At 60.6% G+C, this 24,907-nt stretch carries 19 protein-coding genes; 9 read left to right on the top strand and 10 right to left on the bottom strand.

Going from position 1 to position 24,907, the window contains the following annotated elements; genetic code table 11:
* The first annotated feature begins 33 nt into the window (after nucleotides 1-33).
* The 3 genes from ACFMBG_RS12545 to ACFMBG_RS12535 all read left to right on the top strand — a co-directional run bounded on the left by ACFMBG_RS12545 (nucleotide 34) and on the right by ACFMBG_RS12535 (nucleotide 5,032).
* Nucleotides 34-1,668 carry an MFS transporter gene (locus ACFMBG_RS12545; RefSeq protein WP_421055040.1) on the top strand — a complete coding sequence of 545 codons (1,635 nt, stop codon included), beginning with the start codon at nucleotides 34-36 and terminating at the stop codon, nucleotides 1,666-1,668.
* Nucleotides 1,669-1,776: 108 nt separating this feature from the next.
* Complete coding sequence (locus ACFMBG_RS12540; protein WP_421055039.1) at nucleotides 1,777-4,194, top strand: GcvT family protein; 2,418 nt, start codon at nucleotides 1,777-1,779, stop codon at nucleotides 4,192-4,194.
* Nucleotides 4,195-4,453: 259 nt separating this feature from the next.
* Nucleotides 4,454-5,032 carry a nucleotidyltransferase family protein gene (locus tag ACFMBG_RS12535; protein WP_421055038.1) on the top strand — a complete coding sequence of 193 codons (579 nt, stop codon included), beginning with the start codon at nucleotides 4,454-4,456 and terminating at the stop codon, nucleotides 5,030-5,032.
* A 92-nt stretch (nucleotides 5,033-5,124) separates the two neighbouring features.
* On the opposite strand, the gene ACFMBG_RS12530 is transcribed toward ACFMBG_RS12535, so the two are convergent.
* Entirely contained in the window at nucleotides 5,125-7,353 is a 2,229-nt protein-coding gene (locus tag ACFMBG_RS12530) for a Hint domain-containing protein (RefSeq protein ID WP_421055188.1), read from the bottom strand.
* Between the two features lie 811 nt (nucleotides 7,354-8,164).
* Between ACFMBG_RS12530 and ACFMBG_RS12525 the strand changes: the two genes are divergently transcribed.
* Nucleotides 8,165-8,362, top strand: coding sequence for a hypothetical protein (locus ACFMBG_RS12525; RefSeq protein ID WP_421055037.1), 198 nt, complete (start codon nucleotides 8,165-8,167; stop codon nucleotides 8,360-8,362).
* Nucleotides 8,363-8,629: 267 nt separating this feature from the next.
* On the top strand, nucleotides 8,630-9,952 hold the full coding sequence (locus ACFMBG_RS12520; RefSeq protein WP_421055036.1) for a DUF6538 domain-containing protein: 1,323 nt from the start codon (nucleotides 8,630-8,632) through the stop codon (nucleotides 9,950-9,952).
* A 16-nt stretch (nucleotides 9,953-9,968) separates the two neighbouring features.
* Here ACFMBG_RS12520 and ACFMBG_RS12515 read toward each other — a convergent pair whose 3' ends face one another.
* From ACFMBG_RS12515 to gcvA, 9 genes are all read right to left on the bottom strand, one after another.
* Nucleotides 9,969-10,181 (bottom strand): hypothetical protein, encoded by a 213-nt coding sequence (locus ACFMBG_RS12515; RefSeq protein WP_421055035.1) that lies wholly within the window; start codon nucleotides 10,179-10,181, stop codon nucleotides 9,969-9,971.
* A gap of 172 nt (nucleotides 10,182-10,353) precedes the next feature.
* On the bottom strand, nucleotides 10,354-10,752 hold the full coding sequence (locus tag ACFMBG_RS12510; protein ID WP_421055034.1) for a hypothetical protein: 399 nt from the start codon (nucleotides 10,750-10,752) through the stop codon (nucleotides 10,354-10,356).
* A 165-nt stretch (nucleotides 10,753-10,917) separates the two neighbouring features.
* Nucleotides 10,918-12,246, bottom strand: coding sequence for a plasmid recombination protein (locus ACFMBG_RS12505; RefSeq protein WP_421055033.1), 1,329 nt, complete (start codon nucleotides 12,244-12,246; stop codon nucleotides 10,918-10,920).
* Between the two features lie 1,052 nt (nucleotides 12,247-13,298).
* Nucleotides 13,299-13,958, bottom strand: a complete 660-nt coding sequence (locus ACFMBG_RS12500) for an FMN-dependent NADH-azoreductase (RefSeq protein ID WP_222480377.1) — start codon at nucleotides 13,956-13,958, stop codon at nucleotides 13,299-13,301.
* Nucleotides 13,959-14,053: 95 nt separating this feature from the next.
* Nucleotides 14,054-15,325, bottom strand: coding sequence for an amidase family protein (locus ACFMBG_RS12495; protein WP_421055032.1), 1,272 nt, complete (start codon nucleotides 15,323-15,325; stop codon nucleotides 14,054-14,056).
* Nucleotides 15,322-16,209 (bottom strand): polysaccharide deacetylase family protein, encoded by an 888-nt coding sequence (locus ACFMBG_RS12490; protein WP_259958133.1) that lies wholly within the window; start codon nucleotides 16,207-16,209, stop codon nucleotides 15,322-15,324. Before ACFMBG_RS12490 ends, ACFMBG_RS12495 begins: the two co-directional genes overlap by 4 nt.
* A gap of 18 nt (nucleotides 16,210-16,227) precedes the next feature.
* Nucleotides 16,228-17,736 carry an amidohydrolase family protein gene (locus tag ACFMBG_RS12485; RefSeq protein ID WP_421055031.1) on the bottom strand — a complete coding sequence of 503 codons (1,509 nt, stop codon included), beginning with the start codon at nucleotides 17,734-17,736 and terminating at the stop codon, nucleotides 16,228-16,230.
* Complete coding sequence (locus ACFMBG_RS12480) at nucleotides 17,726-18,409, bottom strand: DUF1989 domain-containing protein (protein WP_421055030.1); 684 nt, start codon at nucleotides 18,407-18,409, stop codon at nucleotides 17,726-17,728. The genes ACFMBG_RS12485 and ACFMBG_RS12480 overlap by 11 nt, the downstream gene beginning before the upstream one ends.
* Nucleotides 18,410-18,506: 97 nt before the next feature.
* On the bottom strand, nucleotides 18,507-19,433 hold the full coding sequence (gcvA, locus tag ACFMBG_RS12475) for a transcriptional regulator GcvA (RefSeq protein WP_366663394.1): 927 nt from the start codon (nucleotides 19,431-19,433) through the stop codon (nucleotides 18,507-18,509).
* A 163-nt stretch (nucleotides 19,434-19,596) separates the two neighbouring features.
* On the opposite strand from gcvA, the gene ACFMBG_RS12470 reads away from it, so the two are divergent.
* The 4 genes from ACFMBG_RS12470 (at nucleotide 19,597) to ACFMBG_RS12455 (ending at nucleotide 24,187) form a co-directional block, all read left to right on the top strand.
* Nucleotides 19,597-21,126 (top strand): ABC transporter ATP-binding protein, encoded by a 1,530-nt coding sequence (locus tag ACFMBG_RS12470; RefSeq protein WP_421055029.1) that lies wholly within the window; start codon nucleotides 19,597-19,599, stop codon nucleotides 21,124-21,126.
* On the top strand, nucleotides 21,123-22,208 hold the full coding sequence (locus tag ACFMBG_RS12465) for an ABC transporter permease (RefSeq protein ID WP_421055028.1): 1,086 nt from the start codon (nucleotides 21,123-21,125) through the stop codon (nucleotides 22,206-22,208). Before ACFMBG_RS12470 ends, ACFMBG_RS12465 begins: the two co-directional genes overlap by 4 nt.
* A 3-nt stretch (nucleotides 22,209-22,211) precedes the next feature.
* Nucleotides 22,212-23,144: an ABC transporter permease gene (locus ACFMBG_RS12460; RefSeq protein ID WP_421055027.1), complete on the top strand. Its 933-nt coding sequence runs from the start codon at nucleotides 22,212-22,214 to the stop codon at nucleotides 23,142-23,144.
* Nucleotides 23,145-23,233: 89 nt separating this feature from the next.
* Nucleotides 23,234-24,187 (top strand): BMP family protein, encoded by a 954-nt coding sequence (locus tag ACFMBG_RS12455; RefSeq protein WP_421055026.1) that lies wholly within the window; start codon nucleotides 23,234-23,236, stop codon nucleotides 24,185-24,187.
* Nucleotides 24,188-24,907: the final 720 nt, after the last annotated feature.

The following is a 24,907-nucleotide window of genomic DNA, read 5'->3' as shown; positions in this document are numbered from 1 at the left end:
CGCTATGCGTCCTGTCATGCATCAGGTGCAGTCATGACGCGCGCGGCGGTGCTGGCCTGGAATGGCTTCGACCGGGTCGTTCTGGAGCTGTTCCGGCAGCTCCGCTGGTCCTTCCTGCCGCCGCTCATGATCTATTTCGCCTTTGGCGCGCAGGGCATCACCACCGTCGCCGCCTCGTTTTTCGTCAAGGAATACCTGGACTTGTCGGCTGCCTTCCTGGCCGGACTGGCATTCTGGGTGGGCCTGCCCTGGGCGCTGAAGATGCCGCTGGGCCACTTGGTCGACCTGATCTGGCGCTGGAAATACCTGCTGATCCTTGCCGGCGCCGGGCTGATGGCCGGCAGCTATGGCATCCTTGCCGCCATTGTGCTGGAACCGGCGATGATGGGCGCGGTGATGCCGCTCAACGCCTGGTATGTTACCGCCGCGCTGCTCGCGCCTTGCGGATTCGTGCTGCAGGACGTGGTGGCCGATGCCATGTCGGTGGAGGCCGTGCCGCACACCGACGCGTACGGCAATCCGCTGCCGGAGGCCGAAACCAAGTCCCTGCACACCACCATGCAGACCTTCGGGCGCATCGCGCTGATCGGCGGCTCCAGCGCCGCCGCGGCCCTGAACGTCGCCCTGTTCGACGGCGCCGACGCGCTGCCGCAGCCGGAAAAGGGCGCGCTTTACGGCTTTGTCTTCACCCTCGCCCTGCTGATCCCGGTGATCTCCCTGTCCGGCGTGGCGCTGGCGGTCTGGCAGAAATGGCGCAAGGCCGCCCGGCTGCGCCGCGCGGGCGTGGACGAGGCCGAGATCCGCAGCCGCATCGAACTGCCGCGCGAGCCGGTCACCCCGAACCACTGGTATTTCATCGGCGGCGGCGCCTTTGTCGCGCTGTCGCTCGCCGTCGGCCTGGGCGACGTGCCCTACTCGCAGGAAATCGTCTTTGCCGGCTCCATGGCCATCGTGCTGTTCCTGATGCGCCAGTTGGTGGCGGTCCTGCCCAAGGACCACGCCCGCGCCCTGATCGGCACCGCCATCATCATCTTTGTCTACCGTGCCACCCCGCTGCGCGGCCCCGGCGCCACCTGGTTTGAGATCGACGTGCTGGGCTTTGACCAGCAATTCCTGTCGGTCCTGTCCCTGATCACCTCGCTGCTGACGCTGGCGGGCATGCTGATCTTCCGCCCGATGATGGCCAGCCGCCCGATCGCCTGGATCGTCGCCTTCCTGGCGATCACCGAAGCCGTGCTCAGCCTGCCCAACATCGCGCTCTACTACGGCGCCCACCACTGGACCTCCGAAATGACCGGCGGCGTGGTCGACGCCCGCTTCATCGCCATTGTCGACACTGCGGTTGAATCGCCGCTGGGCCAGGTCGCGATGATCCCGATGCTCGCCTGGATCGCCCGCAACGCGCCTTCGGGGCTCAAGGCGACATTCTTTGCCGTCATGGCCTCCTTCACCAACCTGGCGCTCTCGGCCTCCAGCCTGGGCACCAAATACCTGAACGAGATCTTCGTGGTGACGCGCGAGGTGACAGATTCGGCCGGCACCATCACCACCCCCGCCGACTATTCCCAGCTCGGCACGCTGCTGATCACCGTTGGCGTGATCCTCCTGGTGGCGCCGCTCACCGCAATTTTTGTCATCCAGAACAGCCGCTTCCGTACATCCGAGTGACCCTGCGGCGGCCCGCCCTCCCCGCAGCGTCACGCGGGGTCGTTTTTGTGCTGGACTACTGTTCACTTCTGTACAGAATGCAGGCAACACCTATTCAGGGAGGCCCACATGAAAACCACCACCCGCGTGGCAGTTATCGGCGGCGGCGTCGTCGGCTGCTCTGTCCTTTACCACCTGACCAAGCTCGGCTGGTCCGACGTCATGCTGATCGAACGCTCGGAGCTCACCTCCGGCTCCACCTGGCACGCAGCGGGCGGCTTTCATACGCTCAACGGCGACACCAACATGGCGGCGCTGCAGGGCTACACCATCAAGCTCTACAAGGAGCTGGAAGAGATCACCGGCATGTCCTGCGGCCTGCACCACGTCGGCGGCGTCACCCTGGCGGAGACCCAGGAACGTTTCGACATGCTGAAGGCCGAGCGCGCCAAGCACCGCTTCATGGGGCTGGAGACCGAAATTGTCTCCCCCGAAGAGATCAAGAAGATCGCCCCTGTCACCAATGTGGACGGCATCATCGGCGGCCTGTATGACCCGCTCGACGGCCACCTCGATCCGTCCGGCACCACCCACGCCTATGCCAAGGCCGCACGCATGGGCGGCGCCACGATTGAGACCCACTGCAAGGTGATCGAGACCAACCAGCGCCCTGACGGCACCTGGGACGTGGTGACGAACAAGGGCACTGTCCACGCCGAACACGTTGTCAACGCAGGCGGCTTGTGGGCCCGCGAGGTCGGTGCCATGGCCGGCGTCTACTTCCCGCTGCACCCGATGGAGCACCAGTATATCGTCACCGACGAGGTGCCGATGATTGCCGAGATCATCGACGGCGGCGGCGAGCATCCGCACGTGATGGACCCGGCCGGCGAAAGCTACCTCAGGCAAGAGGGCCGCGGCCTCTGCATCGGCTTCTACGAACAGCCCTGCAAACCCTGGGCGGTCGACGGCACCCCCTGGGACTTCGGCCACGAGCTGCTGCCCGATGACTTCGACAAGATCGAGGATTCCATCGCCTTCGCCTACAAACGCTTCCCCGCGCTGGAGGCCGCAGGCGTCAAATCGGTGATCCACGGCCCCTTCACCTTTGCCCCTGACGGCAACCCACTGGTCGGCCCTGTGCCCGGCATGCGCAACTACTGGTCCGCCTGCGCGGTCATGGCCGGTTTCTCCCAGGGCGGCGGCGTCGGCCTGATGCTGGCCCAGTGGATGGTCGAGGGCGAATGCGAGCGCGACACTTTCGCGATGGACTGCGCCCGCTTCGGCGACTGGATCACCCCGGGCTACACGCGGCCGAAAGTCATTGAAAACTATCAGAAACGCTTCTCCATCGCCTACCCGAACGAGGAGCTGCCCGCCGCCCGCCCGTTCCGCACCACCCCGATGTATGACATCTTCGACGGCATGGGCGCGGTCTGGGGTGCGCAATACGGCATGGAGGTCCCGAACTACTTCGCCGAGGGTGACGAGCCGCGGTATGAGACCCCGTCCTTCCGCCGCTCCAACGCCTTCGAGGCCACCGCGCGCGAGGTCAAGGCGGTGCGCGAAAACGTGGGCATCAACGAAGTCCACAACTTCGGCAAGTACCTGGTCAAGGGGGCCGGCGCCCGCGCCTGGCTCGACCGCATCATGGCAGGCCGGGTGCCGCAGCCGGGCCGCCTGTCGCTGACACCCATGCTGTCGCCCAAGGGCCGTCTGATCGGCGATTTCACCATCTCCTGCCTCTCGGAAGAGGAGTTCCAGCTCACTGCCTCCTACGGCTCGCAGGCCTACCACATGCGCTGGTTCCTGCAGAATCTGAACGACGGTGTGTCCCTCGAAAACATCTCCGACACCCGCAACGGCTTCCAGATCGCAGGCCCCAAGGCACGCGAAGTCCTGCAGGCCTGCACGCGCCAGGACATCTCGGACATGCGCTTCATGGATGTGCGCCGCCTGACCGTGGGCATGGCCGACTGCATTGTGCAGCGCGTCAGCTACACCGGCGATCTGGGGTATGAGATCTACTGCGACCTGCCCAGCCAACGCGCCCTTTGGGACGCGCTCTGGACCGCCGGCCAGCCGCACGGCATGAAGCCCTTCGGCATGCGGGCAATGATGTCGCTGCGGCTCGACAAGTTCTTCGGCTCCTGGCTGCGGGAATTCTCGCCCGACTACACGGCCGCGGAGACCGGGCTGGACCGCTTCATCTCCTTCAAGAAACCCGTTGATTTCATTGGCCGCGCCGCCGCTGAGGCCGAACGCGACGCAGGCCCCGCCCGCCAGCTCTGCGCCTTTGAGGTCGAGGCGGACGACGCCGATGTGGTCGCCTATGAGCCGATCTGGCTCGACGGCACGGTGGCCGGCTTCTGCACCTCCGGCGGCTACTCGCACCACGCGCAGAAATCCATCGCGCTGGGCTTCGTGCCGACGGAGCGCGCCAAGGAAGGCTTGGCTGTCGAGATCGAAATCCTCGGCAAGATGTACAAGGCCCGCCTGATTACCGAGCCGCTGTTCGACGCCGGCGGCGCCCGGATGCGCGGCTGATGCCCCTCAGGCAGGTCAGCAAGCCTGACCTGCCTGCCCCCTGTTGCCGCACCAGCGCACGGTGACCTCGCGTCCGGTCCGCAACGGTTACGTCAGCCCCCTTACCCGAATGTTTCGCGCGCGAAACATTTGGTCAGCTTTGCTGACCTACATTCACGCTCCCCCTGCGGCTTTCACTGGATCCGCCTCTTCATCTGGCTAAAAATATCCCCGCCGGAGGCATCCGGCCTTTAGCCCCAGACCAAAGGACCGGGATTCCATGACCGCCATCGCCATTCTCCTGCTCGCGGCAGGCGCCTCCTCGCGGATGCAGGGCCGTGACAAGCTGATGGAGGAGGTGGACGGCGAACCCCTGCTGTCGCGTATCTGCCGCCGCGCCGCCCTGACCGGACTGCAGGTCTACGTGACATTACCCAGTTCCACCCATCCCCGCGCAGCCGCCATTGGCACGGCGGTCCCCATTCCGGTTCCGGACGCGGATGAAGGCATGGCCGCCTCGATCCGCCGCGGCGTGACGGCGCTGCCCGAGGGATGCGACGGCGTGATGATCCTGCCCGCCGACATGCCGGAGGTCGAGACCCAGGATATGCTGCGTCTGGCAGCCCGCTTCCGCGGCAGCAGCAGCCCCATCCTGCGCGCCACGGCAGAAGACGGAACCCCGGGCCACCCGGTGCTGTTCCCAAGCCGCTGCTTTGCGGCCCTGAAGGCCCTAAGCGGCGATCAGGGCGCCCGCGGTGTGCTGAAAGGAGAAGCCGTAAAATTGGTTGCCCTGCCCAAGGCCCACGCGCTGACCGATCTGGACACGCCGGAGGACTGGGCCGCCTGGCGCCGCCGCTGATTCCTCAGACACAGAGAAGGCAGGGCACGGGGCCCTGCCTTCCTGCGCTACGCTTGATGCTGCCGCCTCCCCCAAAACGGCAGTTGCATTATTCAATGCACAAGCAGATGCGCCTCGTGTTTGCGCAGGGACCGGCGCGCCGCGGTATAGGCCGCGCGGCCTTGTTCCGATTTCAGCTCGGGGAACAGCTCAAACAGCTCGTTGCGCTGAGCATTGTCCAGACCGCGCAAGGAATGGTCGCCGGGCTGGAAGCTCTCGGTCCAGGCACCATCAGACAGCACCACTTCATGCTGATCGAACATGAAGTGGATATAGGTGACCTCGGTCAGCTCAACCCGGTCAACACCGGCCAGCCCGGTCAGATGCTTGGCCGCCACCAGAACCTCGCGGTCCTCGAAATACAGCGCGGTCTTGTCGTTGGCGACCAGCACCCGGTGGTTGGGGCTGACCATCATGTCGCGCTCCGGCAGGCCATTGCCCAGGGCGCCCTGGCGGATCAGCACCGGCTGCAGATGCGAGGCACCGGCCAGGTCCTGGCCTTCCAGCGTGCGGGCCGCAATCCAGCGGATCTCCTGGATGCCGTTGTCGCGGGTGATCACCCGGTCGCCAGCCTGCAGATCCTCGACCCGGCGCTCGCCCAGCGGGGTGGCGATCAGGGTGCCCGGCGTGAAACAGGGAATGATCTGCTCGATCTCGCCAAAGCTCATCGAGCCGGTCACCTCCCCGTCACCGTCCAGGAAGTTGACGGTGCCCGAGATACTGTTGCCGTCCGGATCCACGGTAACGCCGGTCAGCTCAAACGGGCCGGTGCCGGTCAGGTCCAGAATGTCGAAGTCATCGCCATCCGAGCCGCCGTCGACGATATCGCCAGCCGTGGCCCCCAGGAAGATATCGCGGTCGGCGCCGCCCAGCAGGGTGTCGGCGCCGTGGCCGCCGGTGATCACGTCATTGCCGGAGCCGCCCCGGACCTCGTCGTCGTCGATGCCCGCATCGATGGTGTCATCGCCCGAACCGCCGGTGATGACATCGTCATCGTCCTGGCCGAAGATCACGTCATTGCCGGAACCGCCGCTGATCATATCCATCCCGTTGGTGGGATCCGGATCCGCGGGGCGGCCGTCGCCGCCGTCGTCGGTGATGTTCAGCACATCCGGGAAAGCCGGGTCCAGGCCGCCGAAGATGGTGTCATCGCCGCCGCCGCCCACGAGGATGTCGGAACCTTCGCTGCCGATCAGCACATCCCCATCCGCACCGCCTTCGATGGTGTCGTCGTCGAGTCCGCCGTCGATCACATCCATGCCGGCGCCGCCGTCGATCAGGTCAGCATCGTCGCCGGTGAAGACGGTGTCGTTGCCCTCGCCGCCCAGGACCGTGTCCCTGTCGTCAAACGGATCGGGGTCGGCCGGGACAAAGGGGATGTCCGGGTTGGTGCCGGTGTAGCCCGGGAAGCCGCGGTCCGGCAGCGGCACGCTGCTGTCCTTGGAGGTGTCGATCACATCGTCGCCGTCACCGCCGTCCGCAAAGTCCGAACCGTTGCCGCCGATGATTGTGTCATCGCCGCCGCCGCCCAGGATGGTGTCATCGCCGTCACCGCCGATCAGCAGGTCATCGCCCGGCACCACCGGGTCCAGCGGATCCGAGGAATAGTCGAAATGGGGGTTGTCGAAGGTGGTTCCCGAGTCGCCCAGGTCGACGGTCAGCTTGACGTCGTCGAAATCCTGGTCGCCAAGGCCGGGCAGATCCTCGAAGCCGATTTTCACGGAGCCGTCCGGGTTCTGGCCAAAGCCCTGCGTGTGGACCAGCCCGTCGGAGTTCAAATCCGCATTGCTGCCGTAGCCGGACGAGAAGTAGGTGCCTTTGACGTTGGTGATGCCAACCCCGACAATGGCGCCTTCGGGCGCGTCATAGGTGAAGCTGTCGCCAACGCTCTTATTGGCGTTTTCGGTCAGCACCACGACGTTGCTGATCTCGCCGGTGTCCGGGTCGATGGTATAGGCGAATACCTCGTTCCTGATCCCCGCGGTGGTGCAGTCGATGGTAATGGTGACCGGCTGGGTGGCGCCTGACACACCGTCGCCCAGGATCAGGTCATCTCCGCTGCCGCCCTCGACGGTATCGTTGCCTGCGCCCGCATAGATGCTGTCGTCACCGTCCCCGGCAAGGATGACATCGTCATCCGGCCCTGCCGCCGGGTCGATGGCATCGCCGTGGTCGACCATGTCGCCTTCCGGATCGCCGGTGTAGGCGGCATCGATCAGGTCGTCGCCCGAAGTGCCCTCAACAATCCCGTCCTTCGCCGGATTCGGCTTATCGTTACTCATTGTCATTACCCTCTCCTCACCGGTCAGGCGCAAAACCCCATCTGCCGGGTCCGCCGGACAGCCTTGCGGACTGCCGCAGCCGGAACCACCAGCCCACGCGGGTTGGGAGCCAGAACGCGCACGCACTGGTTTGCGCGCTAGAACAGCGCGCAATCGGATAGCATCAGCTTTCTGATCAGTGGTGTGCCCGAAAACACGGCACCGGGACTTGATTCAATTTTTAGCAGTCCACCACAGTCCAGCAGCTCGCAGAACTCGCCCCCCCAAATGGGCTAATCCATGCATACTTTAGGTCCTTGCGACCTCAAAGCCAAAAAATTGCCTAAAATTACCCCCATTCGGCAGCGCCGGCTGAAGATTGCGGCCTGAATCCGGCCTGAAACCGCCCCCATTGTTTCCGCAATCAGGCGTAATTCCATCATTCAACCGGGCAAACATGCGCATTCCGGCATGCGGCGGCGGCATTCGAGCGGCAGTTGTTTCCACAACCGAAACAAGCATGAATTGTGGCAATAGAGCCGGGTTTTGTGGCGGCGGTCAGGCTGGCGGCAGAGAAATGGGCAGGATCCCCCTCCAATCCCCTCAGATTGCGGCGTTTGTTTCCGCCCGGGCGCCGGACCGGTCCGGCCGCAGTTTCGAATCAAACCGCCTGACCGGAAGGTCAGTGCAGCCTCCCCGGAAAGTAAATAACGCTGAGCGTTTTATTCAAACCCGCGCACACTAGGCCGCCGCGCGGCCCAGCCTGAAATCAATCGGCCCGCACCGGGAAAAACCGGCTATACTCAACCTCATCAACAGACAGGAGACAACAATGCTGTACCCGCTCGCCACACTTGAAACTGAGAAGCTCAACGCGATCAAGGCTCTCGAGAAAGATATCGGAAGCCCTGTCGTGGCGCTGGCCGAGGTGGAAGCGGATACCGCCGCGCTGCCGGAAGACCAGCTCAAGAAACTGCAGGAACTGGAAGAGGAACTGGGCGTCGTTCTGGTGGCGGTGCGGCCGAACTGATCCGGCCCGCAGATCTGATCCGCGCAGCTAGCTGAAACACATACAGATAGAGGCCATCGCCTCTCATCCGAGCTGATCTGTGGGGTTATGGCGGAGAGACAGGATTCAAATAAGTCCCTGAGATGGCCATAAACTTCATTTTTTTATGGAAGTAGGTCGAGCTTCATCGCTCGCCACGCGAGAAAAATGTGTAGCAAAATGTGGAGCACCCTTGATCGCGGAAGACGGTCTCAATACCAGTTGATTACTGACGAAACGGACAGGCAGATGGCAGGCATAACGAAGCGGAACGGGACCTGGCATCTGCGGATGCGTGTGCCCAAGCGTTATACCGGGGTGGAGCCTCGGACGGAGATCCATCGCAGCCTGCGCACTGATAGCGACCGGGAGGCGCGTGCGCGCCTTCCGGCGGCGGAGGCGGCGGTGCTGGCTGAACTGGATGCCCGCCTGACGATGGGCCAGTCGCAGCAGCCGGGCGACGTCTTCTCGGCTGCGGTCGCGCTGGCTGCAACGCGGGGCATCACCTACCGCCAAGCCGACGACCTCGCGAGCGGGCCGCTCGACGAGATCCTCGCGCGCCTCGACACCCTAAAGCCGACGGACACCCCTGAGACGGCGCGAGCGCTGCTCGGCGGAGTTGAGGCACCCCAACTGATGCTGTCGGAACTCATCGAGGAAGTCGAACGGATCTGTGCGCATGACAACCGCTACAAAAGCGACACGCAGATGCGCCTGTGGCGCAATCCGCGGACGCGCGCGGTGACGAACCTCATGGCCGCCCTTGGCGGCGACCGGCCCGTTCTGTCGCTTGAGGCTGCGGATGCCCGTCGGCACAAGGCATGGTGGCAGAAGCGGATCGAGAAGGAGGGCCAGACCGCGGAAACGGCGAAGAAGGACTTCTCGAATATGTCGTCGATGCTGGCGCATTACTACGAGAGCCTCGACATGGCAGACCCCCCGCGCCCCTATATCGGCATCACGATCCGGGACCGCCACGCGGTCAAGAGCCGCAAGCCAGAGATTCCAGTCGAATGGATCGTCGAGAAGTGGTTCGCGCCCGGTGCCCTCGACGGCCTCAACGACGAGGCCCGCGATATTCTGCTGATCTCAATAGAGACCGGCTGCCGGCAGGCGGAGATCCACGATCTGCCGTCCGATGCCATCGTGCTGGATGCGGTGATCCCGCATCTGCGGATTGCCTTCGAGGACGGCGAGGAAAAGCGTGAGATCAAGAACACCTCTTCGGTCCGACTGGTGCCGCTCGTCGGGGTGGCGCTGGCGGCCGCGCGGCGGCATCCGGACGGGTTCCCGCGCTATCGCTACAAGCGCAGCTACTCGGCGCTCATCAACGGCTACCTGCGCGGCCACGACCTGATGCCGTCGCCGAAGCACACGGCCGGCGGGACGCGGCATACCTGGGAAAGCCGGTTGAAGGCTGCTGGGATTGCTTCGGATGATCGCGGAGAGATGATGGGCCACAGTGTGGCGTCGGCTCGTAACCGGGAGCTCTATGGCGACGAGATGCCCTTGGAGCGAAAGCTGGAGCTGGCCCAAGCGGTGGCGCTGGAGGTGCCAGCGCACCTGACCTGAGAGGGACGCGGCGCGTTCAAGCCGCCTTGCGCGCCGCCATTTCGGCGATCTGCCGGGCGCGGGCGAGCACATCCCCGCGTGCCTCCAACTGGGCCAGCTCGGCCTCAAGCCGGGTGAACAGCGGGAGCGCCCAGATTTCACCGCCCGCCAGAAGAGTCGCCAGCTTGTCGCGGGCTGCGGTGAGGCGCGCGACCTCTTGCTGATGCGCTTTTGCTGCCTCCGTCGCCATCCCACGCTTGGCAGGACCGGCGGAACCGGGTCCTTGCGATGGGAGGGTGGCGAGGGTGGCGTGCATTGTATCGGCTCGACGGGGTGGTTGATGGCTGAGGGATTTGCCGCCCTCCAATCACGGAGGGCGGAATGTTCTTGCGATGATCAGGCCGCGTCGGCCGCGCCGTCATTCATCTGGCGTTCACGCTCACGCTCTGCGGATTCTTCGGCTTGATGCGCTCGATCTCGGCGAGCCGCTTCTCAACGATGGCATCGACCGCCTCGGGCCGGAGCGGGTGCGAGGCGATGCGCTTGCGGTTGACTTTCGTGGCCGCCACTTCAAGGCCGGCGAAGACCTCGACGATAAGCGAGGCATCGGCACCTTCGATCCAGGTGGTGAAGTGTTCGCCGATGGCCTTGCGGCGGGCCGCTTCAAGGCGTTCCTCGGCCTTGGCATCCTTGTCGATGGCCTTTTCCAGCGCCGCAATTGCCCTCTGTTTCGCGGTCAACTTGGGGCGGTCACTGCCGCTACCGCGGCCATCGGCGGGGGCGTGGAAACGGGTGGTGTCGAGCAGGATCTTCATGGTCATGTCTTCCTCTTAGGACTGTTTCTGGTTGTGTCTGCCGAGACCTCTGCCGCCTCGGACAGAAGAATAGTCCGACCGTTTTTTTTGAACGGGAGCGATTTTCGCGTTCTTTTTTAGAGGGCCGCGTTAAGTTGTTGAAATCACGCAAAACAAAGATCGAAAAATCGACTACGGCCGTCCGTCATTCCCGCCTTTTTCTGGGGTTTCGCGAGCCGTATTGCGACCGGTCAGAGCCATGATGCGTGCGCTGAGAGAGAGCCTGATCTTGCCGATGGACCGGCGCTCGGCGTCGGGAAGACGAGAGGCAATCTCGACGATCTTCTCATCCGCGGCTTCGATCTCGGCCGTATCGCGAGCCACGGCTGTCTTCGCCTCATCACGGGACTGTTTGCGCAAGCGCGCCAACGCCTTCGAGAACACATGCAGCGCGCGAGCACGGCCAGAAGACGACAGGGCCATCCGCGACCTCAGCTTCGACAGGAGCCCAGGTTTGGCTTCCGGGGTCTCGACAAGCGCTGGCGTTCCGTGCCTGTCCTCGATGTCAAAGGCGCCTGCGGCCAATCCTTGCCCGACAGCCAGTACCGCATCGGCTTCCTGCTCCTTCGCAGCGGTTGCTTTCTCGCGCACTTCTATTGCGTTCTCCCGGCTCGTGAGCGCGTCCTGTCTCTGCTCGATCGCCGCTTTCTCGGCAATCATGGCTTCAGCGCGCTGGTCGAGTTTCGCGCGGGTTTCGGCGATCCGGGTATCTTCGGCCTTGCGCCAGTCGGCCGTCCGCACATGCTGCCGGTAGGCCGGTGCCTCTTCCCCGTTTTGCCGCGCCTTGCGCACGGCGGCTGCGCGCCGCTCACCACGCATAAGGCCGAGCGGGGCAAAATGCTGGCCCACACTATCCTGCGCCGCCTCGTAATCCTTGATCAGATCATGCTTGGACGGCTGGAGCATCCAACGCTTTGTGCCGTTCAGGTCCACCTGGGCCTTTGGCACGATGACCGCGTGGATGTGAAAGGCCTGCTCGTCGAGATCAGCGCGCGCATGCACGACATCCTCGCCGAAGTTTTCCAACAGCCAATCCCGGGCTGCATCCTGGAATGCCAACGCGCGGGCCTCACGAGCGGCCTCGCTTTCAGGAGCGTCGAACCACTTGCGGTTTGCCGTCAGGATGACCTCCCGCAGGGGACCATGGCGGGTCGCCTGCCACGGATCGCGCGGGCCTTCTGCCATGCGCTCCTTGATCTGTTTCTTCCGCCGCCGCCGCGTGAGCGTTTCGATCTCGTCCGCGAAGTTCTCCGCCTTCATGTCCTCGATCATCGCGGCCGTGCTTGCCGCCCAATCCGCCTTGCCGATCACGGGTCGGTTCAGGTGGGAACGAGTGTGGTCGACATGGCCGAGATCGCCTCCATTGCGAGTGCGATGCTTCTCGTATCCGGCAAGATCGGCAGGGAACAAACCCTGGAAGCGACAAACGACGGCGAACTCTGGGCTGGGCTGGTGGACCATGGGGCGCATCTCCGGAAGGACAGGAGACAGGGAGATGTTGTTGATGCACGCGATCCGGAAATCGCGCCCTTCTCACGGTCCCGATGCGGTGTGAGCCTGGCCCTCTAACTCACTAATCAGCCTGCGCAGTCGTCGCGCTGCGCGCGCCTTAGTGCACAGGCTGTCGTTCGCCAGGGGAGACCCCTGGACCCCAGCGCCGCTGCCGCGCCGCCAGGGAGACGCGCCGCTCTCCCTGACCCTCTCGGGGCCTTCAGCCGGAGCAAGGGTCCTCGTTCCGCACTCCCCCTTGCGTCCCCCTGCTCGCAGGGGCTCGTTCGCCACGCCCCCTGCACCCCTTCGGCGTCCCCGACGGGCAGGCACGACAACGCCGCGCATCTTGCGGAATGCGCGGCGTTGTCGTGTCTGCGGAGAGCTAGATGCTCCAGTAAACATACCAACACACTGGGCGTTGAGAAGGCGTGGCTCACTGTGCGTTTTCCTGGCGCGCGCAGTGCAATAGCCAGCCCAAACTCGACAATCGCCCGGCCATTGCTGCCGACTGAGGTTGCGAACAGTGCTGGCGGGAAGCTGCCCTTCACCGCGTCCTGCACAAGCGTCGGCGAAGCTGCAGGTACCGATCTTTTCAAAGCTGTGGCGCCGTGGCCAGGTCAACAGACATGACCGACCCACAGCGGTCTTTCGCATCACCTCTCGCCGCCGCTGCGCAGCTTCACCGAACCGGTCTTTCGCTGCAGGCGCACGGTGAGGCCAACGGCGCATTCACACAGTGCCGGACAAATCTGCCGTTAAAACGCAGCATAGCGAAGTCCGCTTTCGAACCTGGAGTTCGAATGCGGGGATGTTGATTCAAGAAATTGGTTTAAACTGTCCGCCAATCCGAAATGAAGGTTTACAACTGCATTCGCTGCCGTTTCGTATCTTTAGCGACTTGAACCACTCAAGTAAGGGCGTAGGACACAACCACCTGCCTCACACACCTTGAGCTGTGACCAGTTGGAAATGTAGAACCTGTTCATTTCATCAGGTTCTACTTTCCATAAACTGGCTAACGGTTAGGCAAGCTCACGCGCAATGTGACGTGCCTGGGCCTGAGCTGAGGCGACCGAAGCTTTGTGACGCTCATCGGCGAATTCCTGATACTCGGCCGCAGCTTCGAACATGCGTTCTGCGCCCAGGTACTTGCGCAATGTGCTGATATGCGCAGAAAGGTGACCCGAGTCATTGCGAATTCCACCCTCCTCAAAGCCGAATTCGCCAGCCGATGTCAGCAGCACCAGTGTTTTGCCGGACATGATCGGTTCCAGAGGGAAGTCGCCGCGCGCCAAATCAAACGTAAATGTCTTGTTGATCCGGATGATCTGATCAAACCAAGCCTTCAGGGCTGCGGGCATGCCGTAGTTGTACATGGGCGTCGAAATCAGCAGGATGTCGGAGCGATCGAGCTCGTCAATCAGCGTATCAGACAAGCTGACCAAAGCGCTCTGTTCAGGAGTGCGTTCCTCTTCTGCTGTAAAGACGGACGCGATCCAATCGTTGGAAATGAAATCCGGCGGGGTCATTCCGACGTCACGCAGAATAATTTCGACGTCCGGATCAACCGTTTTCCATTCTTCCACGAAACTGTCCGCCAAAGCGCGGGAAATGGAGTTATAGGCCGCAACAGGGTTGTCGGTGCGGCGCACACTGGCGTCAATTCTCAGGATTGTGGTCATCTTGTCACCTAGTCAGTTTGCAATGGACCATTCAAAGGTGAAGCCAGTGACGCGCAGGTACAAATGAAGAGAATTCTGAATAGAGTGAACTGACCTCATCCATCTCTAATCGCTGAAAAAATCTTCTCCAGATGAGACGCCGTCGCAAGTACATCCGCGTCCCTGTTTGCGCCGCCGCTCAAGGATAGGCTGCTCCCCGGTCTCCGTTCTCCAAATGGAATGGAAATTGTTGGGGCATTGAGGAAAGCGGCTTTCATCGATACCGACAGGATAAGGGCGTTTTCCCGTGCAAAGACCCCTTTATCGCGGGTCACGGCCTGAACAGACGGCGGGTACGACGGCAATGTCGGGTAAAGCAGCATCTTCCCTGCCAGTTCCCTGCCAAAGTCCGGGATGAGGGCCCGCCGGATTTCCAGCAATGCCTGCAGATCTGTGCCAAGGATTGAAGCCGCCTGAGCAAGGCGATCCTGCACATTTGGGTCCAGTCTGGCCTGCTGGTCTCCGACCAAACCTGGCAGAAGACGAAAGGCTTCGGCACTCACCAGCGTTCCATAGGTTTGGAAGATCTCCGTGACACAAGTGAAACTTCGGATGCCAACCCTTTCCAATTCGATGCCATGATCGGACAAATGCTGCAGGACATGTTCGTACATTGCTTTGATTTCCGGGGTAAATCCCGCTAGGGCATCTTCCCTCAGGCACAGAATTTGACGACAGGCGTGCCCGGTTTCTTTGCAATCCGACAAAACGCGATCCACAGCGCAAATCTGACTGACGTTTAAAGCGAGTGAGCCTGGCGTATCCAGAGAAGGCGCCAGAGGTAAAATCCCGACGCTTTCATAGCGGTCCATAGTTGGGCGAAACCCAACCAGGCCCTGACAGGCGGCCGGAATGCGCACGGAGCCGGAGGTATCTGTGCCCAAGGCGATGTCGGCCAAGCCCAAGGCAACGGCTGACGCCGATCCGCTCGAGGACCCTCCAGGCACCATTGTGCTATCCAACGCATTCAGAGGGGTGCCGAAATGCGGATTGACTCCGAGCCCGGAGAACGCGAATTCCGACATGTTTACATGGCCCAGAATGATCGCGCCCGCGGAACGGAGCCTTGCCACGATCGGGGCGTCATTGTCTGCTGGCTGAGGATCGATGGCCAAAGACCCCGCATGGCTTCGGAGCGCTTGCACGTCGATATTGGCCTTCACCGCAAGAAACTGGCCGTCCAACGGGCCAAGCAGCTTCCCTGCGGCCTGCCGCGCGGCGGCGGATCGGGCATCCTGCAACAGTCTATCTGGCGCAACGCCAAGGAATACCTCGCGCTGCGCGTCGAGCGAAGCCAGGAAGTCGCGCGCCCGTTGAAGGATATTCATGCCGTCAGGACCGGCGCCTGATAATAGGGCAGTTCTTCAACCCGTACGCTTTGCCGGTCTGCCTCATATTGCGTGCGCACGTGCTGCGCGATCTCTCCGAGAGTGGCGAACCAGACGTCACCCCTGTTCAAGATAGTTTCCATCCAGTCTTCCACCTGCCGCCACCGCGCCAAACGCCCGGTCAGGAAGGGATGCCAGATGCCAATCCAGAAGCCGCCTTCTTCGTATTGGGCTTCGAATTCCTCCCAAAATGGGGTCAGCCCGGCGCGTGGCCCGGCGACGGGCATCATGTAGCCAATCTCCTCAAAATGGGCGAATTGCGGCCAGTCGTCGGTCCCCCAATGCGATGGAAGTTCGACCAAAGTCCGCCCGCCGGATCGCATGAGGTATGGCACATCATCCGCCATCAGCGAACTGTCATAGTCGAATTCATGCTTGTTCAGCAAGTCGATGACGGCTTGCGTCACATTGTAAACCGGCGCGCGATAGCCTTTTGGCACATTGCCCAGAACCCGCTTATGCGACTCCAGCGCGCGTTCAAACCAATAGGCTTGTTCAGACGCGCTATGGTTTGTCGGGTCTTCGTGCAAATAGCCATGGTGGCCGATTTCATGACCATCTTTCAGGATGGCTTGCATAGCATCCGGATATTGCTCCACGACCCATCCGGGGGCGAAGAAGGACTGTTTCAGCCCGAGACGTTTGTAGGTTTCCAGAATCCGAGGGATGGCAACTGTCGGCCCGTAGCGCCCCATGGAGATCGGATAGAGGCGATCATGCCCGTCGACCGGCTTTGCGATATGGATCAGGCTGTCCGCATCGATATCAAAGGTGATCGCACAGGCGCATCGCGCGCCGTTCGGCCAGATAATTTTCTTCTGCATGGTCTTGCTCCTCTGTCACTATTGCGGGGCGTTTTTCGTCAGCCAATCGTCATACCAGCGCTGCAATGCGGATTTGACGGCGGCATATTCACTGGCGCTCAGCCTTTGATCAGCGGCGCGCTGCATGCCGTCGGTGATGTTTTGAAGAATTTTCTTTTCGTCGCACTTTTTGGCTTCGCCGTGCGAAACGGCCAGTTGTCCGCCGGTGAAGACGCTCTGGATATCCGTGGACTTTGCCGAGCTGACCAACAGCTCAACCGGATCAAAGCCGGGGTCCAACCAGGGCCCTTCCATACGGTCCAGGCGCAGGATCACAAAGTCGGCGCGTTTGCCGGCGGAAAGGCTTCCGATGCTGTGATCCATACCCATCAAACGCGCGCCACCCATAGTGGCCATGTCGAATACATCCTTCGCGGTCAGGCTAGGGTTCGCCCGATCACTTGACCAATAAAGGCCTTGCGCCAAACGCATTTCGGCGAACATATCGTCATCGCCTGCCAGGCTGGTCCCATCCATCCCCAGTGCGAGATTGATGCCCATCCGCTTCATCAATGGAGCGGGTGCAATGCCGGACCGCAGCCGCAAATTGGAGCTGGGATTGCACACGATATGCGCGCGCGCCTCGGCCACTCGCGCCAGATCTTTTTCGTCCGCCCAGACCATATGCGCCAAGGATAAGCCGTCAGAGAGCAGGCCAGCTTTGCCCAATTCTGCGATGGCACCCTGAAAACTCCAGGCCGTAGCCGAGAGGTGTTGCAGCCGAGACTCCTCGGCATGAGTGTGAATGCGCTGGCCGCTTTCGCGAACCTCCCTGGCGATGTCGCGCAGGGTCTCTTGGCCCGTCCAATGCGGTGCCGTGGGGCCAAACCACACATCAGCGCATTCAGAAGCCGCGTATTCGCCATGCATCCGGGACAGAAGCCGCACAAAGCCTTGCGGATCAATACGTGTTCGCGCAACGTGCTGGCGCTGCAGTTTGCATCGCAGAACCTCGGGCAAGGTGGTCAGAAACGACTGGCTTTGCCCGTATGGATGCACAAGCTGGTTGTGCCATCTCTCGCCCGGCGCGATGGCACAGGACAGGCCAAGCCCATTATATACGGTGATTTTGTCCCTTATCTTCGCTTCGGCAAAGGCCGCTGTGTGACCCGCGGTGCAGGCATCCACAACAGCTGTTACCCCATTCTTCAGCAAGCGCATTGCCGCGTATTCGGTGGCGAGGCGCGGCGCAACGTCAGCTGCGCTAGCGGAGGCGAAAATCCAAGGCTCTAACAGGTCATCCCGTATCCCTTGGTTGATCAGGTTCACCCCATAGCAATGGTGATGCGCATTCACAAACCCGGGCAGGATCGCAGTGTTTGTGTCCGAGTGCACCCTTGCGCTGGGATAACGTGACTTTAATTCGGCCAGAGGCGCCAAGCCAGCTATTCTGCCGTCTAGAACATAAAGCGCGTAGTCGTTGTGACTGTGAAAGGCATCTTCGATGATCCAGCGGGCGGAAAATATGTCGCCGCCATCAGCCGTCATGAACAACAAATTCCAGCGCGCTCGGCTTGCCTTCGTCCCCGTTGACTGGAGTGATATCCTGCGGGCAGGCCGACATCACGGCGTAGACTGGAATCTCAGCTTTGAAGGTCATGCTGTCCCCCGGCTTTGACACTGGCGCAGCCCAGGCAAGGCTGCCATCAGGGTGAACTGGGACGTTCATCCACAGATTGAAGGGCGCTGGCACATGCGGTGCTTTTTTCCCGATAGCAAGCAAGGCCTGCCTCAAGTTGTCGGCGCAATTGTCGTGGTAATCAGTGACGCCCAATTGCTTGTACCGGTTGGCATCGCAAGCGGCGATCGTTGTGTCATGAACACCCGGCGATGTGTCTTGGGTCAGCGTCAAAAGAGGATTGCGCAGATTGCTGACCAACCTGTCGCCGACCTTTGGGAAAACAGACAGAAGATCCGTGTGCACATGCGGCATTGACATATATTCATGCAGCTCTGCCGCATTGAACGCCCAGAAATCGCAGACTTGCCAGCCGGTCGGATTGGTGATGGTCAAAGTCTGCCCGGCTGTCAAACGCACCGCGACACCGCAACGTGCTGGCACTGTATACCGTTCTGCAATGACCGGGACGCCGTCGGCAGAGACCGTGCTGTCCAGTGTTTGATTGAAACCATCGGGTTGGGAAGGGTCAAAACTTTGCATGCGCAAGAACTCCTGATTAGGGGTTCAGAAACGCATGCTTCTCGGCAATTTAGAAATGACAAAAATTCAAGCGACGGATTAGATCGTTGCGGACGCGCTAATCTTCAAAAAACCTTTGACCTACGGCGCTGTCGCGAAACTCATCTGCTTGGTCCAATAGCCATTCCCGGAACACACGAACGCGTGCACGATTGGCGTAAGTTTCCGGGCAGACGAGAAAATAGCTCTTGTTCTTCAATGCCGTGTCAAAGGGAGCGACCAGCATATTGCGTTCCAGAAAACGCGCGGCGGCCAAAAGGCTGACCAGGGCCACACCATGACCATCGCTTGCCGTCAGCAAGCAGATGTGTTCCTCGGAATAGGTGACATAGGGCTCGACATCACCAGTCTGCAAGCCAGCCGCGTCCATCCAGCGCTCCCAACTCGGATCCGCATCGGAAAACCCGCTCCACTGGTATTCGATCAGACGAGACTTCAGAAGATCTTCGGGGGAACTCAGTGACTTCGCCTTTTCCACGCTGCAGACAGGGGCCACCCAGTCATTCAAGACCCAAGCCACATTGCTGTCAGGATAATCGCCAAAGCCATACCGAATGGCCACATCCACATCGCTGGATTTGAAATCCACCAGCTGATCGCTTGACAGAACCCTTACCGAAATCTCTGGGTATTTCTCGTAAAAGCCTCGCAGCCGCGGGCTAAGCCAATTGGCGGCAAAAGACCCGGTTGTTGAGATTGTCAATGTGCCCGCAAGGTCGTCTTCCTCCAGCGCGAGAGAGGCGGCTTCGATGTTCTTGAAGGCCTCAATGATGTGGGGCGCGTAATTGGCCCCATCCTCCGTCAGTTTCAAGGCGCGGGTCAGCCGGTGGAACAGGGGCACCCCAAGTTGATCCTCCAGCGATTTGATCTGATGGGAAATGGCAGTCGGAGTAACGCATAATTCATCGGCGGCATCCTTGAAACTCAGATGCCGGCAGGCCGCTTCGAAGGCCTGAATGCTTTTCAACGACGGAATCTTCGCCATGACGCGCGGCTTTGCTCTCCTGATGCGATGCTATTTCGTCGCTCTACTCTAACCCGATTGCCAGTTCACATGTGGGCGAAATTCTCAGCTGTGAGGTGAAAACATCTAATTTGAGAAGATAGGGCATTCTCTCTTGAATTTGCGTGAAAGTTGGGAGGTTGTCTTGGATCCATTTTTGAAAGTCACCGGCATCGGCAAGTCGTTTGGCGCCGTTCGTGCATTGCACGACGTCAATCTGCTGGCCTCGAAGGGCGAGTGCATTGCGATTTTGGGCGAGAACGGAGCGGGGAAAACCACGTTCGCAAGCGTTCTGATCGGTCTGTATCAGCCCGATAACGGCGAAATCAAACTGGGCGGAACACCTGTTTCGGTGACCAGCCCAGCAAGAGCAATTGAGCATGGGATCGGCATGATCCACCAGCATTTCAGCCTGGTCGGCGCGATGACCGCCGAAGAGAACATTCTGATCGGCTTGCCCAGCACAAAGAGGGGTGCCGAAGCGCGGGCGCGCATTCGGCAGCTTTGCAGCGACTTTGACTTTAACGTCGATTTCGGCATCCGCGTAACGGAAATGCCTGTGGGCATGAAGCAAAGGGTGGAAATCCTTAAGGCGCTGTTTCGCGATGTATCGATCCTGATCCTGGATGAACCCACCAGCGTTCTTGCCCCGACCGAAGTCGCGCCGTTTCTCAAAGGGGTGCGCAAGCTGGTCGCCAACGGCTGCCTTGTCTTTTTCATCAGCCACAAGCTCGATGAAATCCGCGAAATTGCCGATCGCGTCATGATAATGCGCCATGGGCATGTCGAGGGAGTTCTTCCGGTTGCGACCACGCCCATGGCGCATATGTCAGCGCTTATGATGGGAGAAAAGCCGGCCGGCGAAACGGTCGAGACGCCCAAGGCCAAAAAGGCGCGCAACGACACCAGCTCAGCACCGGACGCTCTGGTTGTCTCTGATGTCTGCCTGACCGATCCAGGCGGTGCGGAAATCCTGCAAGATGTGACCCTCTCCGTGAAGGCTGGCGAAATCCTTGGAATCGCCGGGATCGACGGCAATGGCCAGACGGAGTTGAGCGAGGTGATCACCGGCCTCAAAAGGCAAACCAGCGGCGCCATCCACCTTAATGGCACGGAGATATCAAGCGCCTCCATCGCTTCGCGCATTGCAGATGGCATAGGCTTCGTGCCCGAGGACCGCCATGCCGAGGGCTTGGTCCTGTCGCTCAGTGTCGAAGAAAATATGGCCTTTCGATCCATTGGCGAAGACAGGTTCATGTCTGGCGGTCTGATTTCCCGGCGCGCGATGCACGAGATCGCAAGCGACGTGGTCGCGGCCTTTGACATCAGGCCCCCTGACCCGAAACTGAACGCCTCGGCTTTATCCGGTGGTAATCAACAAAAAATCGTTCTGGCCCGTGAAGTGGCCCGGACGCGCAATCTTTTGGTCGTCGTACAGCCGACTAAAGGGCTTGATGTCGGCGCAACGGAATTTGTTCAGAACCAGATCCGTGCCGTCGCCCAAAGCGGCGTGGGGGTTCTCTATATCTCCACTGAACTTGAACATGTGCTCGACATCTCTGACCGCGTCGCCGTGATGGCCTTTGGCCGGATCACGGGTGTTGTCGATCCAGAAAACACAACTCTTCAAGATATCGGGCTCTTGATGACCGCAGCGCCGGAGGAGGTACAATGAACAGATTTACCATGCAACGCCGGATTGCGATCGCTTTGCTTTTAGCGCTGAGCGTTGGCGGGGTGCTGATCCTGCTGGACGGGCACAACCCGTTTGAGGCCTATAAGGTTCTGTTTCTGGAATCCTTCCTGAATTACTGGGGTTTCTCCAATACTTTGGTTAAAGCCTCGCCGATGCTTCTGGCGGGGCTGGCCGTGATCATTCCGATGCGCGCCGGTGTGTTCAACATCGGTGGCGAGGGACAGATCTATATTGGCGGGTTGTTCGGCGCCGTCTTTGCTTTGGCGATCCCCGATCTGCCCGGTCTATTGGGCGTGCCGCTGATATTTTTCGCCGCCGCCGTCGGCGGGGCGTTCTGGGCGGCAATTCCTGCTTATCTCAAAGCCTATCGGGGCACGAATGAGGTCATTGTCACGCTGCTGATGAACTTTATTGCGATCCACATCGTCAGCTACGCCGTGGCCGGGCCGCTATTGGCCGAAGGCGCGCCATATCCTTATTCGGAGGAAGTCTCAGAAGCCTATCGCCTGCCTATTCTGATGCCGCGATCTGATACCCATGTGGGCTTTGTATTCGGGCTGGCCATGACGGTCATCTTGTATTTCTGGCTGCGCTTCACGCCATCGGGTTTCCAGCTGGACCTTGTGGGGCGCAATGCGCGCGCTGCGGCCTATGCCGGTGTGGACCAGAAAAAGACCGTCATCCGCGCCATGTTGATTGGCGGCAGCCTTGCAGGCATGGCCGGCGCAATCGAGGTGATCGGGTTGAAGTACCGCCTGTTCCACCTGTTTAGCGATGGCTACGGCTATGACGGAATTGTCGTCGCCTTCCTTGCGGCTCTTAACCCAATTGTCGCGCCTTTGACCGCGCTGTTCCTTGCCGGGCTCTCTGCCGGCGCGGGAACGATGCAACGTGCCGTCGGGGTCGACAGTTCCGTCATCGAAGTGGTCGAGGGGCTCGTCGTGGTTCTTGTCGCCGCCGCCCTCGTGACACCGCGAACCAGGTCAACATCCATTCTGAAACCCCTGGCAAGAAACCTGCGGCTGCGCCGCCAAACACAACGCCAAAAGAAAGAGGCATAGGCTATGATTGATCTTGTTTTGCTGGGTGACGTCCTTGCCGGAACCGCCCGATTGGGTACGCCAATTGCTTTTGCTGCCCTTGGCGGGGTGATCGCGGAACGTGGCGGGCTGTACAACATCGGCCTCGAAGGTCAGATCCTTGCCGGAGCGCTTGGCGCTGCAGCTGGATCTTTCGCAACGGGCTCCGCCATGATCGGGCTCGGATGCGGGATCATTTGCGGCCTGATCTCAGGCCTGCTGCTTGGGTATATGTCGATTCGGCTGCGCATCAACCAGCTGGTTGGCGGTATCGCGCTCAACCTGCTGCTGGCCGGTCTCACAGCTTTTCTGTCCCGTCAGATATTCGGGGCTCAGGCCGGAGGGGCGCGGGTAAACGGGTTCTCGCAGATCGATATTCCCTTCTTGTCAGATCTTCCCGTCGTTGGCCCGTCCCTGTTTTCCCAGGATCCGCTGTTCTACCTTTTGATCGGATTGGCAATAGCAGCCTGGTTCTGGCTGATGAAATCCCACAAGGGTCTGGACCTGCGCGCCGTTGGCGAAAACCCGAAGGCTGCGGACTTGGCCGGGGTGCCTGTCTTTCGCATGCAATATCTCGCAATTGCAGTCAGCGGAGCCCTCGCGGCGCTGGCCGGGGTGCATCTGGTCTTGTCGCAAGTCTATGTGTTTGCGGAAGGCATGAGCGCGGGCAAAGGCTTCATAGCGCTTGCGGCAATCATCTTGGGACGTTGGTCGCCCATTGGCGCGATCTGCGCGGCGCTTTTCTTCGGCTTCTGTGATGCGGTGCAGTTCAAACTGCAATTCACCTCGCCAGAGATTCCCTATCAGCTCTTCCTGATCTTGCCTTACCTCGCATCGCTCATCGCACTCGTGGTCCTCGGCGCCAAGGCCAGCGCACCTGCAAGCGTCGGACTGCCCTACGACCGGGAGCATCGATAAATCTCAGGCGTGACGTGAGAAACAATCGTTTTTCACGTCGCGATCCTCCCGTCACCCTGACACCACATATCCAATATGGGAGAACAACAATGCAATTGATGTCCAAACTATTGGCGGGGCTTGTGGCACTGATGTTGGCCGGGCCTGCGGCCGCTGACGGGATCGAACGCGCCGCGATCGTTATGCCCGGATCGATTTCTGATAATGGCTGGAACCAAGCCGGATTCGAAGGTCTCACCAAGGCAGGTGAAGCGCTCGGCTTTGAAGCCGCCTTTTCCGAAAGCGTGCATCAGCCGGAACAAATCGAAGTCCTGAGTGACTACGCACGCCGGGGATATGACCTTGTGATCGGTCACGGCGGAGAATTCCAGGACGCAGTGGAACGTGTCGCAGCCCGCTTCCCGGAAACCATGTTCATGGTGAACAACGGACTGGGTACCAAAGACAACATTGCCAACGCGGATTTCTATTTCAGCCAAATCGCTTATCTGATGGGCTACGTTGCAGGCTCCATGTCAGACACAGGCACCATCGGCATCATCGCGGCGCAGCAGTTCAAGTTCACGACCGACACGGTTGCTGGCTACGAAGCGGGCGCCAAAGCGGCCAATCCGGACGTCAGAGTTCTGGTTACCTGGACCGGCGACTGGGATGACATCGCCAAGGGCAAAGAAGCTGCCTTGAACCAAATTTCCCAAGGCGCTGATGTCGTCTGGCCGACAATGGACAGTGCGACGCTGGGCTCCATGCAAGCCGTTCAGGAAAAAGGCGTCTATGGCATCGGCATCTATCGTGATGCGATCAACGAATGGCCGGAAATCCTGCAGTCCGCTATTCTGGATGTCCGAGGCAACATGCGGTCCTACCTGGAACTGGCAGCTGCTGGAAAACTGGAAGGTGCACTCTACCGGGCGGATATGGGCAATGAACTGGCCATGCGGATCGGGTCGTTCCACCCAGATATCCCGGTGGACGTTGTGGATGAAGTCAACAAACTGATCGACGCCATGAAGTCCGGCACTTTGGTTGTAAATCCACAATAATGCATCCCTAATAATCGCTCCTCCTTACACTCTCGCCCCCAAGTCTGGGGGCTTTTTTTATAGCTAGAGAAGTCAATGATTGAAGCCTTTCGCTTGTACAGCGTGGGACTGTGTTACCCCCGATTTCACCGGAGTCGCTAGGCTTTCTATTGCTGGTTTTCAGTTGGACAATACCCGCCAATGAATAAATCCAGGACTGCCTAAGATCCAACCATGCAAACGCTCAATGAACACCATCCTTGCAAAATTTGTGACCAGACATTCATGCACATTGCAGCATCGGTCAAACTGGGGCTCACTGCCGCCTTGCGGCGGTGCAGCGCCAAGCTGCCCGCCGCGACAGCGTTCCTGGCTAAAGTGATCGGCTCGAGCCAACCCAAAGCGGCCCCATGCCTGGTGACCAGTCAGGTGGGTCAGCACATGCAGGCCGGGCGGCTAAGCGGAAGTTCGCTGCACAGGCGAAGCGAACAGCCGATTAGCCTAAAAGAGCATTCTGTTGCTGCGGAACGAGTTGTTTTTTGGACTCAAAATTCGTGCCTTAGTCCCATATGCATTTCAGCTTCAAAAACTAGGATTTCATTCTCACCATCTTGGCGCATCTGCGCGATCAACTCAGGCCGAAGTTCTACAGCACTGACGTGCTCCCCTGAAATGTCCTCGCTTTGAGGTTAGCCTGTTCTCCAACCGAGGAGACAGACGATGAAGAGAAGCCGGTTCAGC

Source organism: Leisingera coralii, from assembly GCF_049056525.1.
In the GTDB taxonomy this organism is placed as follows: domain Bacteria; phylum Pseudomonadota; class Alphaproteobacteria; order Rhodobacterales; family Rhodobacteraceae; genus Leisingera; species Leisingera coralii.
Note: the sequence above shows the minus strand (reverse complement) of the source record. Positions and strands in the feature narration are given on the sequence as shown.